Origin of the sequence: Geomonas propionica (assembly GCF_016458235.1) — a bacterium.
Taxonomy (GTDB): Bacteria; Desulfobacterota; Desulfuromonadia; order Geobacterales; family Geobacteraceae; genus Geomonas; species Geomonas propionica.
This window is the reverse complement of sequence record NZ_JAEMHK010000005.1, coordinates 41,857-55,410: the sequence shown is the minus strand read 5'-3', so window position 1 is coordinate 55,410 and position 13,554 is coordinate 41,857. Positions and strand designations below refer to the sequence as shown.

The 13,554-nt window shown below is 61.7% G+C and carries 12 protein-coding genes; 5 read left to right on the top strand and 7 right to left on the bottom strand.

The features are described from left to right. Positions 1-87: 87 nt before the first annotated feature. On the top strand, positions 88-387 hold the full coding sequence (locus JFN90_RS08185; RefSeq protein WP_199394630.1) for a hypothetical protein: 300 nt from the start codon (positions 88-90) through the stop codon (positions 385-387). On the opposite strand, the gene JFN90_RS08180 is transcribed toward JFN90_RS08185, so the two are convergent. Genes JFN90_RS08180 through JFN90_RS08170 form a run of 3 tightly spaced genes read right to left on the bottom strand, consistent with a single transcriptional unit; the run spans position 319 to position 4,578 of the window. Beyond that, positions 319-1,959, bottom strand: coding sequence for a sensor histidine kinase (locus tag JFN90_RS08180; protein WP_199394629.1), 1,641 nt, complete (start codon positions 1,957-1,959; stop codon positions 319-321). The genes JFN90_RS08185 and JFN90_RS08180 overlap by 69 nt on opposite strands. A 1-nt stretch (position 1,960) precedes the next feature. Continuing rightward, positions 1,961-2,809, bottom strand: a complete 849-nt coding sequence (locus JFN90_RS08175; RefSeq protein WP_199394628.1) for an ABC transporter substrate-binding protein — start codon at positions 2,807-2,809, stop codon at positions 1,961-1,963. Then, positions 2,797-4,578 carry a TonB-dependent receptor plug domain-containing protein gene (locus JFN90_RS08170; RefSeq protein ID WP_199394627.1) on the bottom strand — a complete coding sequence of 594 codons (1,782 nt, stop codon included), beginning with the start codon at positions 4,576-4,578 and terminating at the stop codon, positions 2,797-2,799. Before JFN90_RS08170 ends, JFN90_RS08175 begins: the two co-directional genes overlap by 13 nt. Positions 4,579-4,978: 400 nt before the next feature. On the opposite strand from JFN90_RS08170, the gene gptM reads away from it, so the two are divergent. Further along, the gene (gene gptM / locus JFN90_RS08165; RefSeq protein WP_199394626.1) at positions 4,979-6,316 is read left to right on the top strand and encodes a geopeptide radical SAM maturase; all 1,338 of its coding nucleotides are present in this window, start codon (positions 4,979-4,981) and stop codon (positions 6,314-6,316) included. Here gptM and JFN90_RS08160 read toward each other — a convergent pair. Continuing rightward, on the bottom strand, positions 6,310-7,704 hold the full coding sequence (locus JFN90_RS08160) for a sigma-54-dependent transcriptional regulator (RefSeq protein ID WP_199394625.1): 1,395 nt from the start codon (positions 7,702-7,704) through the stop codon (positions 6,310-6,312). The two genes, gptM and JFN90_RS08160, sit on opposite strands and share 7 nt — an antisense overlap. A gap of 216 nt (positions 7,705-7,920) precedes the next feature. Between JFN90_RS08160 and JFN90_RS08155 the strand changes: the two genes are divergently transcribed. The 3 genes from JFN90_RS08155 (at position 7,921) to JFN90_RS08145 (ending at position 11,677) form a co-directional block, all read left to right on the top strand. Beyond that, positions 7,921-8,493, top strand: coding sequence for an HD domain-containing protein (locus tag JFN90_RS08155; RefSeq protein WP_199394624.1), 573 nt, complete (start codon positions 7,921-7,923; stop codon positions 8,491-8,493). 97 nt (positions 8,494-8,590) lie between these two features. Then, complete coding sequence (locus JFN90_RS08150; RefSeq protein ID WP_199394623.1) at positions 8,591-10,504, top strand: SpoIIE family protein phosphatase; 1,914 nt, start codon at positions 8,591-8,593, stop codon at positions 10,502-10,504. Positions 10,505-10,588: 84 nt separating this feature from the next. Next, positions 10,589-11,677 carry a dethiobiotin synthase gene (locus JFN90_RS08145; RefSeq protein ID WP_199394622.1) on the top strand — a complete coding sequence of 363 codons (1,089 nt, stop codon included), beginning with the start codon at positions 10,589-10,591 and terminating at the stop codon, positions 11,675-11,677. A gap of 144 nt (positions 11,678-11,821) precedes the next feature. Here JFN90_RS08145 and JFN90_RS08140 read toward each other — a convergent pair whose 3' ends face one another. From JFN90_RS08140 to JFN90_RS08130, 3 genes are all read right to left on the bottom strand, one after another. Then, entirely contained in the window at positions 11,822-12,214 is a 393-nt protein-coding gene (locus JFN90_RS08140) for a TraR/DksA family transcriptional regulator (protein ID WP_199394621.1), read from the bottom strand. Positions 12,215-12,284: 70 nt separating this feature from the next. After that, entirely contained in the window at positions 12,285-12,443 is a 159-nt protein-coding gene (locus JFN90_RS08135) for an Sjogren's syndrome/scleroderma autoantigen 1 family protein (protein ID WP_199394620.1), read from the bottom strand. Between the two features lie 135 nt (positions 12,444-12,578). Next, positions 12,579-13,487, bottom strand: a complete 909-nt coding sequence (locus tag JFN90_RS08130) for a LysR family transcriptional regulator (protein WP_199394619.1) — start codon at positions 13,485-13,487, stop codon at positions 12,579-12,581. Positions 13,488-13,554: the final 67 nt, after the last annotated feature.

Below are 13,554 nucleotides of genomic sequence, written 5' to 3'. Positions count from 1 at the left end.
GATCTACGTGAGTTTTACCCTGGCAATCTTGGCATGGATATTGGATTACCGTGAGGTGTTTCAAGTCACTGCAATGGGGAGAAAACCATGGACCACCAGTACAGCATCATCAATCAATGCCTACAACTGCTCAAGCAAAGCGACCTGCCCACCATCAAGAAGCTGCGCGTCGAGATACAGCTGATCCAGATGAAGCGGCTGCTTTTGAATGACCGGCTCACCACCGACATGGTCACGGGAACGTGCGGCGAAGATGTCTTCGAGGGGTTATTGAACCAGATGCGCAGGATCTGCGGCGAGGGGTCCCAGGGTGATGCGCTAACGGACCTGATGGAGCGGATCGGCGGAATGCTGACCGTGCTGGGTGGCGAGCACGCCCACCACTGAGACCGGGGCGACCGGCAGTACCACCGTCGCCACCGTCCCCTTGCCGAGCGCGGAGTGGAGCTGCAGCCGGCCGCCGTGCTCGGACACGATGAACTGGGAGATGTACAGCCCCAGCCCGCTCCCCCCCAAGTCCAACTTGGTTGAATAGAAGGGTTCGAACAGCCGCTCCATGGTCTCGGGGGCGATGCCGACCCCGTTGTCGCGCACCTCGACCACCACCTCGCCCCTGGCGGCGTCATGGCGGGTGCCGAGATGAACCTCGCCGTTGCGTCCGGCGCAGGACTGCATGGCGTTGAGGATCAGGTTGATGAGCACCTGCTCGATCTGCTGCTGGCTGCCGGCGATGGCGGGGATCGAGATTGCCAGCGACGTATGCAGTTGCACATCCCGTTTCATCTGACAGGCGAGCACCGACAGGGCCGCCGAGACCGCGCTGTTGATCTCCAGCCTTTGGCGCAGTTGTCCCCCTCCCCCCACCCCGTAATCCCGCAGCCCCTGCACCACCTGGGCGATGCGCTCGGAGTTCTCGACGATCTTGCCGGCGTTCTCGGTGAGCACCTGCCGCGCTCTCTGGTACGGCACCCCCCCAAGGTAGAACTCCCCCTCTTCCTGCCATACCCCGTCGAGAAGGGGCAGCGCGTCGCCGAGCATCTTGCCGATCATGTGTCCGGAGAAACGGATCGAGGCGTTGGGATTGTTGATCTCGTGCGCCATGGAGGACAAGAGCAGGCCAAGCGAGGTCATCTTGTTGGTCTGGATCAGCCGCGCCATGACCAGCTTCTTCTCCTCCTGCACCTCGAGCCGCATGGCACGCAGCAGTTCGTCCTGGAGCGCCTGGTTTTCCAGCTCGCGCAGCTCCAGCGAGGCGGCCATGGCGTTGATGGCGTTGGCGGCCCGCCCCAGCTCGTCGTCGCCGTCCAGGCCCACCCGGGCGGAAAGGGTGCCGTTGCCGATCTTCTCGATGCCGCCCAGGAGCAGGTTGAAGGAACTGGTGACGCGCTTGAGGATCTGGTAGCACAGCAGGGAGACCAGGATCCAGAAGAGGGTGCCGATGCCCAGCGAAGCCGCCACCAGGGTGACCAGGCGCTCCCGCGCCCCGGTGGTATCAAGCTTCAGGTGCACCTCCCCGATGACCCGCTGCTCGTTCCCCTGGGACTGCCCTAGGAGCGCCGACTCAGGGGAGAGCACGCCGCTGGGGGAGCTGATGGGAACCTGCATGTCGATCACGTCGGCGTCCACCGTCTTGGTTTTTACCTGCTGGGCGAGAAGCCTCCTCTCCCGGTCCACGATGGAGACCGAAAGCACCGATGGGTAGCGCGCGGTCCCCTCGGCCAGGATGCCGAGCGCCTCCCGGTTTTCCGCGAAGAGCGGCAGGCGCGCGTTCTGGGCCAGGACGGTGGCCAGAAGCCTTCCTTCCCGCTCCATGTTGGAACGGTAGGCGTTCAGTTCAGTGAGGACATAGAAGGTGACGAAGGCGGCGGTCAAAAGCGCAATGGTGCCGGTGAAGATCAGGTAGAGCCGGAACTGGAAGCTCTTGGCGTAGGGAGGGAGGCGGAGTTTCTTCCTTCTCATATCAGCGCCCCACCAGGGGATTCAGTCTCAACTGGCGCACCACCCCCTCGTTGGTCCTCATGACCATCCTTCGAGGCGGGTCACCACCATCTTCCGGCTGGTTCCCATCCAGCACGTTCTGCGCCAGCTCGGCCAGCTGCCTGCCGATGTCGTTGCGATCGATGGTGAGCGCCACCGCTCCTCCCATGGAGAGGTAGACCTCGGCGAAGGTGATCACGGGGACCCGTTCAGCCTGGGAAAATAGGAAGTAGGCTTCGGTAGAAACCGGGGAAACAGCGGTCGCGTCGGGCAGCATCCAGAGCGCGTCCACCTTGCCCTTCAAAGAGGCGAGCATGGCCGGCGTCTCCTTGGCCGCGTGCACCTCGCGCAGCACCAGCCTGACACGGGTGCGCGCAGCCAGGGCCAGGGCGCGCTTCACGTAGGCGCCGCTTCGTGCCGGATCGTAGAGCACCCCGACCCGGTCGCACCCCAACTCCTCCAGCACCGACAGGTACTTTGCGGGGTCGAGCAGCATACTGACCCCCACCGCCGACCGGCGCGGCTTCGCGTTCAGGGCCATCATGTAGAGCACCGGTGCCGCGTGCTGCTTTTGCGCCAGTTCCAAGGCGCGGTCGCCGACAGCGATGATCAGCTTCGGGTGTTCCTCGCGGGTGATGCGGGTCAGGTCGAGTTCGGCGTAATCGGTGAGCACGATGCGACGCACCGAGCCGCGGTAGTCGCGCTTGAAGCCGCGCACCGCCTCGTCGTACCCCTTGTCGTGCATGGACTGGAGCAGCAGTACATCGTAGGCCAAGGCAAGCGTTGGTGCCAGGGTGAACAGCACCAGGAGCAGGAGTCTCAGAAGTGACATCTTACCCCCGCTTCCGCCCAGCGCCCCGTGTTCTTGTAGAAATCAGAAAGATACTGTTGACCGTTAAAGATGTTTCTAAGCGAGCCGAAGATTTCGATGGACCCGAAGTCGCTGTACTCGAAAGCCTTGCTGAGGTGCAGGTCCCAGAGCATTCCTCTACTCTTGCCGGTGGGCGCATCCCAATCGATGTAGTACCCGGTGACTTGCGCCTGCAGCTGTGAGGGGTCCCGGTAGCGCAAGCCAAGCTTTAGAGTCTGCATTGGTATCGAACTGACCTGTGGCCCGTTGGCCCCCTCCGTGGCGTGGATGTAGGTGTAGCCGACGCCGAGAGAGGTGTGAAAGACCGGAACGGTGCGCAGCTCGAACTCCCCCCCCAGCTTCAGCTGCCGTTTCTGGACGGTATTCCTCTGTTCGTTGCTCAGAACGTCCCAGGTGTCGTTTCTAAAAAGGGTGGCCTTGAGCCAGAGGTAGGGTACTTCTCCGGACTCGATGCCGAACTGCGAAGTCCACACCTTTTCGGTGGAATCGGCGCGGTTCAGCGAGGTGAGGCTGTACCCACGGGCGGTATAGCCGCGCAGCAGGCTGTTTTCGCTCAAGGCATAGGTGATGCCGAAGCTTGGGCTGAAGCGGTTGCCGCCGAAGCCTGTCCAGTCGAAACGTGCACTGGGGGTGACGGCGAAGTCGCCGATAGTCAAGGTGTCGTTGAGATAGACGCCGATCCGGTCTGCGCCCCTGGCAGCCTCCCCAGGCAACAATCCGCCCAGCATGCGCACCCTGACGTGGTCGTAATCCACCCCGGCTACGATCAGCTGCCACTCTCCTTGCCAGGAAAGTTTCATACTGCCGCCGGTGCTGTTGTCTTCCTCAAGGCCGCTCTGCAGAAGGGCGCCACCGGGCGTGCTGACCACGAACATCTCCATGTCGCTCTGCCGGGTCCTCAGCGCAGCGTCAAGGGTAAGGCGTGTATCAACCGGCAACTGCAGGGCAAGCGACGAGACCAACTCACGCTTTTGGTCGTTCACGTGAAGCACGGGAAGATCGATAATACCGGTTTTTTTCGTGGTGTAGAGGGTGGAGAGGGTGATCCCACCGCGTACCGGAAGTTCGTAATGGAGTTTGCCGTACAGGCTCTTGAGGTTGGACTGGTTGTTGGGGCGCAGGCCGTCCGAGCGCAACTGCCCTGCCGTGAGGTAGTAGCCAAGCCGATCCACGGTACCGGTGGCCTCTACACGTCCGTCAAGTGTTTCCCGAGTACCATAGGAGCCCGAGACGGTGCCGCCAATGGCGCTGTCCTGCTGCGGCATCTTGGTGATCACGTTGATGACGCCCCCCAGGGCGCTCCCCCAGGAACTGGAAGCCGCCCCCTTGACGATCTCGATGCGGTCGATGATCTGGGCCGGAATGGCAGCGAGGTCGGGGAAGTTGTCGGAGAGGCTGTTGATGGGGACGTTGTCGATCAAGACCAGCACGTGGTCGAAGTCGGAGCCCTGTATCTCGATGTTGGTGTTGGCGCCTGGGGTGCCGATTATCTCAAGTTGGATGCCGGTGATGGCGTAAAGGATGTCGGGCAAGTTGTGCGCGTTCAAGGCTGCGATCTCATCAGCCGTGACCACCGTAATGTTTTCCGCTGTTTGCGAGGCTGGACGCGGAGACCTGCTTGCCGACACCAACTCCGCACCGGAACCGTTGAAAAGCTCGACGGTACTCACGTCGTCGTCGCATATGGCCGGCGCCACTGTCAGCAGACAGAGCGCAACAGTCAGCAGCATCGGCTTGACTGCGGCATACACTGACAAAACTGCAGACCTTTCCCTCACACCCCCTCCTAATAAAAAAAACCAAATTTATTATTGCAGTCCAATTAGAGTTGTGTTAATTTATCACAGCAGGTTAAATAAGTCCAAGATTTTTAACACACTCAAAGGAGGAAGTCGCTATGGCTACAGAAAACCTCGCAGTGGAGATTCTCGACGAAGGCAACACAATGTCTGACATGTCTGTTATGAACGGGTTGGGTTGCTGCTTCTACATGTACATCTGGGCCAACGGTTTATGATATGCCCCCATGTCTCGCCTTCCTCACGCGGGGGAGGCGAGACCCTGGGCGATCCTTTTCAGACAGCTTTTGTTACGGGTAAAAACCGAGTTGATACATAGGTGTGAATCACCATGAAACTTTCGCGCTATCTCAAGACCTTCCCCTCCCCCGACCGTCCCGGTCATGTTCTCCTCTACTCAACCATGCGCGGCTCGGTCGCCGCCATCTCCGCCGAGACGCTGGCGGCCCTGCAAGCCGGCGACGTTCCCGCCGAGGGGTGCGAGGCACTGGCGCGACTGGGCATGCTGGTAGAGGACCCCGACGCCGAGAAAGAACAGATGCGCGGCCTCATCGCGCGCGCCAACGCAGAGACGCGCGATTTCAAGGTCTCGGTGGTGCTGAACCTCGACTGCAACCTCGACTGCGGCTACTGCTTCGAAGGTGAGTTCCGCTGCGGGCACTACATGTCGGAAGCCACCGCCGACCTGCTGGTGGAGACGCTGGTGCAGAAGCGGATGGCGCAGGGATGGGACGTGACTGTTTCCTTCTACGGCGGGGAGCCGCTGCTGTCGCTGGACCTGATCCTGCGCATCTCGCAGCGACTACACGCCGCTGCCCAAAGCCACGGCGTGCGCTACGCCTTCACCCTGGTGACTAACGGCACCCTCCTGGACCGGAACACGGCGCTGCAGCTGATCCCCCTGGGCCTGCAGGGCGCGAAGTTCACCTTGGATGGCCCCCAGGAGATTCACGACGTGCAACGTCCGTATGCCTCCGGCGCCGGCAGCTTCGATGTGGTAGCGAGAAACCTCGCACAGGTCTGCAACCTGATCTCCATTCAGCTGGGGGCAAACTTCAAGCGGGAAAACTACCGTGAGTTCCCGCGACTGCTCGACCAGCTTCCCCTTTACGGCATCACCCCCGACAAGCTCGCCGTGATGATGTTCACCCCCGTCGTCTCCACTGGGGGGTGCTCGGACTTCAACTCCGGCTGCGCCATGTCGGAGGAACCGTGGCTTCTGGAAGCGGTCCCATTTCTACGCGAGGCGACCCTGGCCCGCGGGTACCGTGCCCCCACCCTCAAACCGTCGGCCTGCGTCGTGGAACTGGACAGCACCTTGGTGATCGACTGCACCGGGAAGTTCTACAAGTGCCCGGCGTTCATGGGGTGGGAAGAGCTGAGCGTGGGGAGTCTGACTGAGGGATTACGGGACTTTCGCGTGTCCAACGGGATCGGGAACTGGCAGATCGATGCCTGCCTGGAGTGCAGCTACCTCCCCTTGTGCTTCGGCGGCTGCCGCCTGGTGACCAAGCTGCAGGGGAAGCCGTTGTCCGAGGTGGACTGCAGACGCAAATTCTACGACGCCACCCTGGAACAGACAGTGCTGCAGAACCTCACCTATCTTGCCCCAAGGAAAAAGGTCGCAGCCCAGACCGCACCCGCCCAGGCAGCCGTACCTTCCTACTGACGCTCCTGCTTCAACCGCTTGTTCAGGGTCGGCCTGGTCAACCCCAACAGCTCCGCCGCCTGGGTCTGGTTGCCGCTGGTGAGCTTCATCGCCTCGGCAATCAGGTACTCCTCCACCTGCACCACCGTCGGAAACTTGCCAAAAAGTGAAAACAACGGGTTGCCGCCGCACTCAACGGGCTGCGGCGCCCGCACCGGCACCGCGGCCACCCCCGGGAAGTCCGCGACCGACAGGGGTGCCCCCTCGTTGCAGGTAACCGCGTGGTGCACCATGTTGTAAAGCTCGCGCACGTTGCCCGGAAAGGTGCACTGCTGCAGCGCCGCGATCACGGTGTGCGGCACCCTGGGCGCCGGTTTCCCCTGCTGCGCCGCGATCTGGTCCACGAAGTAATCCACCAGCGCCTCCAGATCCTCGAGCCGCTCCCGCAACGGCGGCACCCGAAACTCGTGGGCGCACAGGCGGAAGTAGAGGTCGTTTCTGAAGGAACCGGCGGCACGCAGGGCGGCAAAATCCATGTTGGAGGCGGCCACGATGCGGGCGTCGCTCTTCAAAAGCAGGTCCGAGCCGAGCCGGTAGTACTCGCGCTCCTGCAAAAGCCGCAACAGCTTGATCTGTGAGGCGAGGTTCAGGTCGCCGATCTCGTCCAGGAACAGGGTTCCCCCGGCGGCGGCGCTGATCAGGCCGTCGCGCTTGCTGTCCGCGCCGGTAAAGGCCCCCTTCTTGTGGCCAAAGAGCGTGTCGGAGAACATGAAGTCGTCCAGCCCGGCGGCGTTGAGCGAGATGAACGGCCCCGGCACGCCCGAGACGTCGTGCACCGCGCGCGCCAAGAGCTCCTTCCCCACACCTGTTTCGCCGGTGATCAGGACCGGGAGCCTAGAGCTTGCGATCGCCTCGATGTACTGGAAGATGCCGCGCATCTTCTTGGAGGTTGTGATGATGCCGGCGAAGGCGTCGGGGTTACCCAGGGTGTCGGCCAGCAGGTAGTCCTTGAGCTTGCGGTTTTGCTGCCCGAGCTCGCTCACCTGGAGCGCCTTCTTGACGCTGGCCACCAGTCGGTTCGGGTCCACCGGCTTGGTGAGGAAGTCGAAGGCCCCCTGGCGCATGCAGGTCACCGCCGTCTCGACATCCCCCATGGCGGTCATCACGATCACCGGGATCTCGGGATGCTCCACGGTCAGGCTCTGCAGGATCTCGGCGCCGGTCACGTTAGGCATCACCCAGTCCAGGATCAACGCGTTTACCTTGTGTTCCCGTACATAGGTGAGCACCTGCCGGCTGTCGGAGATGGTGGCCACCCCGGGAATGTCGCTGGAGGCGAGCAGCAGCGACACCTCGGTGAGGATGCCCAGCTCGTCGTCCACGAGCAGCGTGTGTTGTTGTGTGGTCATTTTGGCTGTCATCGCACCGCCATGGATAGAAGTATCTATTTAAAGGATTCACATCATATCCGGTCGCGTAGCGATATTCAACTCTTTCTTGATGCGGTTCGAGAATGCTGAGTTGGGCGGAAACAGCCAGGGGAGCGCGCCAGGGTTGCAATCGAAGGACGAATCGGCATAATCTATAGCCTTGATGCGGACAAAAACCTAATTCGGAGGCAGATTTTGAATCCCAGGGCTCTACTAGAGAAATACTTCCACGACAACAGCCAGGGACTGGACATCGTCTACCGGCACAGCCGCAAGGTTGCCGACAAGGCGCTCGCCATCGCCGAATGCGCCGGCAGGAACGACACCGAGATGCGTTTCATCGAGGAGGCCGCCCTGTTGCACGACATCGGCGTCGCCCGCACCTATGCCCCCAAGCTCAACTGCTTCGGCAAGGCCCCCTACATCTGCCACGGGGTCATCGGCCGGCAGATGCTGGACTCGGAGGGGTTGCCGCATCACGCCTTGGTCTGTGAGCGCCACATCGGGGTCGGCCTCACCGCGCAGGACATCGTGGAGCAGAAGCTGCGCCTGCCGCTGCGGGAGATGTCCCCCGTCACCGACTGCGAACGCATCGTGGCCCTGGCCGATCTGTTCTATTCAAAAAAGGGGGGGGAGCTCGACCTGGAGAAGAGCACGGACCAAGTGAGAATCGACCTGCTACGCTTCGGCCAGCACAAGGTGCGCATCTTCGAGGAGTGGCTCCGGGAGTTCAGCCTCGACAGCGGCGCTCCGGCCCCGTCTAATTAGCTCCCCGCCCCTCCCCAACCAACGAAGTATGCTATACTCTAAACGCCCAGCCTGACTGGGCATTTCTAATCATGTGCATGCCATGGAAGGTGTTTTCATGGGTAAACCGCTCCGCGTGCTGATAGTGGAAGACTCCGAGGACGACGCCCTGCTCCTCATCTTCGAGTTGCGCCGCGGCAACTACGCTCCCGTTTCCCGACGGGTCGAGACGGCCGATACGATGCGTAAGGCGTTGGAGGAGGAGGACTGGGACCTGGTGGTCTCCGACTACGTCCTCCCCGGCTTCACGGGGCTTGAGGCACTGCAGGTCCTGCGCGACTCCGGCCTGGACATCCCTTTCATCATCGTTTCCGGCAAGATCGGCGAGGACACCGCCGTCGGCGCCATGAAGGAAGGCGCCAACGACTACCTGATCAAGGGGAACACCTCGCGCCTCATCCCGGCCATCGAGCGCGAGATGCAGGAAGCGCAGGTGCGGCGCAAGAAGCGCGAGGCGGAAGCGGCGCTGGTGAGAAGCGAGCGGCGCTACAAAAGGCTGGTGGCGGCGGTAACCGACTACATCTACACGGTGACCCTGAACGAGGGCACGGTGACCCGCACCTCGCACGGCCCGGGCTGCCTCTCGGTCACCGGCTACAGCGACGAGGAGTATCAACAAAATCCCTTTCTCTGGTACCAGATGATCCACGAGGAGGACCGCCCGGCGGTCACCAGCCTCACCGAGGAACTACGGGCGGGCAAGGAGATCCCCTCGGTGGAGCACCGCATCCGGCACAAGGACGGTTCGCTGCGCTGGGTCATCAACACGGTGGTGCCCCGCTACAGCGAACAGGGGGAACTGATCGCCTATGACGGCCTGATCTCCGACATCTCCGAGCGCAAACGGGCCGAGGAGTCGCTGCGGGTGCAAAGCGCAGCCCTGGAAGCGGCGGCCAACGCCATCGTGATCACCGACAGGAACGGCATCGTGCTGTCGGTCAACGAGGCCTTCACCCGGATGACCGGCTATACGCTGGCAGAGTCGGTGGGGCGCGACCTGAGTTTTTTGAAATCGGACCGGCACGACGCCGAACTGTACCAGGACCTCTGGTCCACCATCATGGCGGGCAAGATCTGGCACGGCGAACTGGTGAACCGGCGCAAAAACGGCGAACTCTACCCGGAGGAGCAGACCATCACGCCGGTCATGGACCAGGACGGACTCATCAAGCACTTCATCTGCATCAAGCAGGACATCACCGAGCGCAAGCTGGCGGAACAGGCGCTTTTGCAGAATACCAGCATGCACAAGGAGATGGAGATCGCCCGGCAGATCCAGCTCTCGCTCCTTCCCGCCGCCCCGCCACTGTTGACCGGGATTGACTGCGCCGGCCGCTGCGTCCCGGCGAGCCATATCGGCGGCGACTACTACGACATCCTGCTTCACGGCGAGAGGCTCGACCTGGTGATCGCCGACGTCTCCGGCCACAGCGTGGGGGCGGCCCTGATCATGGTGGAGACCCGCAGCGTGCTGCGGGCCCAGATGCCGGCGCTCGATGGCCCCGCCCAGGTGGTCGCGGCGCTGAACGAGATCCTGCACGACGACCTCTCCCGCGCCGAACTCTTCATCACCATGTCCTACCTGAGCTATCACCGGACCTCCGGCAGGCTGCGCTACAGCAACGCCGGCCATCCCCCTCCCCTGCTCTACCGCCCCGCTGAGGAGCGCTTTTTCGAACTGGACGCCGAAGGGCTGATCCTGGGGGTGCAGCGCAGGGTGGCCTTCGACGAACCGGCCGTGCAGGTAGAAAAGGGCGACCTGCTGCTGCTCTATACCGACGGCATCACTGAGACCCAGAACCCCTCCAGCGAGCTCTTCGGCGTGCAGCGGCTGAAGGGGGTGCTGGCGCGTGAGCACCGCAAGCCTTCCGTCGCCATCATCGACGCCGTGCTTGACGCCCTGCGCGCCTATACCGGCAATACCAGCTTCGATGACGACATCTCCATGCTCATGCTGAAATTCCTCCCCTGACGCGCCTCCCCTGCCCGTATTACTTTTCTTGACGGCACACTCCGTGATGGTGTAAACATACGCCATCCATACAGGGGGGTGCACATGGCGAAAAAGATCTTCGTTGCGGCGACCGGACAAAACTGTGGCAAGACGACCATCAGCATTTCGCTCATGCACCAGGCCAGGAAAAAATACCAGCGGGTGGGGTTCGTGAAGCCCTTCGGCCCGAAAGTGCTGCTCTACGACGATTTCATGGTGGACATGGACGCCCTGCTCATGGCCAAGGCTTTCGGGCTGGAAGAGGATATCGCCCTCATGTCGCCGGTGGCGCTGTACCGGGACTTCACCAAGGATTACCTGGCCGGCAAGTTGGACGACCTCTCCCTGGCGGACTGCATCCTCGAGGCGGTGCGGGAGTTGGAGCAGAAATATGACTTTCTCATCATAGAGGGGGCGGGACATGGTGGCGTAGGCGCCGTCATCGGCCTCTCCAACGCCAAGGTGGCCAAGCTGATCGGCGCGCCGGTCATGATCGTGAGCGAGAGCGGCATCGGCAAAGTGATCGACGCGGTGCACCTGAACCTGGCTCTGTACGAGCGCGAAGGGGCGGATGTAAGGGGAATCATCGTCAACAAGATGATGCCCAGCAAGAAAGAGGTCACCAGCAAGTACCTGAAGCGCGCCTTCGAGCCGCAGATCAAGGTGATCGACGGCTTCAACTACTCGCCGATCCTGGCCAACCCGACCTTGAGTCACATCTCCAAGCTTTTCGACCTGCCCCTGCAGGGGAACATGAGCGAGAAAAGCAGGATCATCCACAACATCCAGCTCGGGGCGGCCTCTTCGCAGCGGGTGATCGACGGGTTGCTCGACTCCACCCTGATGATCGTGACCAGCTCCCGCGACGAGTTGATCGTGACCCTCTCCTCGCTGTACCACATCCCGGCCTACAAGGAAAAGATCGCCGGCTTGGTGGTATCGGGGCACGTGCCGGTATCCGAGGTGAGCCAGCAGATCCTGCACGACTCGCACATCCCCTACATCCGCGTGGAAGAAACCACGGCCGAGGTCTTCACGGCGCTTTCCGACGACGTCGCCAAGATCACCTACGAAGACCAGGAGAAGCTGAACTGGATCATGGCCAACGCCGAGCGAGACGTGGACTTCGCTGCCATAGACGCGCTGCTGTAAGAACAAAAACAGGGGCTAGGGCTGGGGGCTAGGGGCTAGTAACAACCAGCCCCTCCCCCTGCTCCCGAGCCCCTGCCTTTATGTCGTTCCCTAATCCCTAGCCTTAACGCCTTTCGCCAGCCCCTAGTCCCTAGTCCCTGCCTTTCAGATCTTGTTCCCCGGCGGCTTCGCAGGTATCTCCTGTTCCATCTGGCATTCCACGCAGTACGCGGTGAAGGGCATCAGCTTCAGTCGCGGCAAACCGATCGGCTCGCCACACCCCTCGCAGGTGCCGTAGGTCCCCAGTTCCACGCGCCGCTGCGCTTCCTCCAAGGCGGTGAGCTGTTGCCACCTGATGTCGGCCACCGCCAGCCCGGCGTCCGACAACACGTCCAGCATGCTCTTCTCGCCGGGATCCTGCGGGATGTCGTACTGGGTCGCCAGATCCTCGCCCCCCTGTGCAAACACCTCCTCGCGCAGGTCGGCCCAAAGCCGGCGTTTGTACTCCGCCAGCAGGTTCCTGAATTCAAGCTGATCGCCTTCCAGTTTTTCCAGCATGTCGTCCTCCTAGAACCTTTCGCTCTCCCGGCTACCAGCGCCTTACCCCATGAGGGGATCAATCACCGCGTCAGGGAATGTCCTCGATGTCGCAAAGCGGGCAGAAGAGCTCACCGCTCTCCTTGTCTCTTTGCAGCGGCGAACCGCAAATGGCGCACAGTTCCGTCGCATCTTTCACCACCACCGGTTTGTCCTTCAGGATCTCTTCTTCCACGCTCATCCTTCTCATAAGGCCTCCTTTGGCTGACCGCCTGCGAGCAAAACAGGCCAAAGTATACCTTAAAAACAAGAAAGGGCTCGATCACCGCCGCTTTCCAGGGTAATCAAGCCCGTACTATTTTTCCGAAGAACCGCTGGCGATGGGTCAGCAGGAATGTCCCATGGGAAAGCCGGCGTCGATGCAATCCAGGAATTCCACCACCGCGGGATCCTGCCTGCGTTCGCTCTTCACCACGATGCTGCGCCGCCGCGACTGCTCAAATCCAGCGACTACATGTGCCAGCAGCAGCCCGGAGTCCAGCTCCCGTGCCGCGATGCTGCGGGAAAGAAAGGAGACCCCGCCGCCGGTAAGAACAGTCTCCAAGGCGAGGCGGAGGTCATCGACCACGACTACGGCTTTGAAATCATCGACGGTACGGCCGCAGCGCGACAGGTTCAGGTCCAAGAGCCGCCGCGAGGTGCAGTCGGGTTTGCGAGCGATGAGGCAGTTGTGTAAAAGCCGTTCCAGTTCGACCTCTCCCGGGGGGAGCCCCAGGAACGGGGCGCTGACGAAAACCAGCTGGTCGCTCGGGAGTTCCACGACGTCGAAGCCGGGGACCTCCATCACTTCGCAATGCTCGATCACCGCCAGATCGAATTCGTTTTCCTGGAGTTCCTTCACGGCGCGGTCCAGCGAGTGGAACATGAAACGGAGGTCGACATTGTCCGCCTTGCGTGACATGAACTTCTCCATGACCTGCGGCAGGAACCCGACGCCGAAGGTCGGCGTACAGCAAATGGCTAAGCGGGTCTTTTCCCCCCTCAGTTTCAGGTCGTTGGCGAGCTGCGCCTCCAAAAGCAGGATCTGCTCGGCCCGTTGCACCACCAGCCGGCCCGCCTCGGTCAACAGCAACAGCTTCCCGGACCGGTCCACCAACTGGCAACCGTAATGGTCCTCCAGGTACTTGATGCGCTGCGACACTGCCGACTGGGTGATCGTCAGATCGGTCGCAGCCTTGGAAAAGCTCCCCACCTGCCCTAACACCACCAGCGTTTTCAAATACTCAGTTTGCATTCAGTTTGGCCTATATATAATAATATTGATCCAGGTATACGCTTATAGCATGCCGGGTACGGGCATA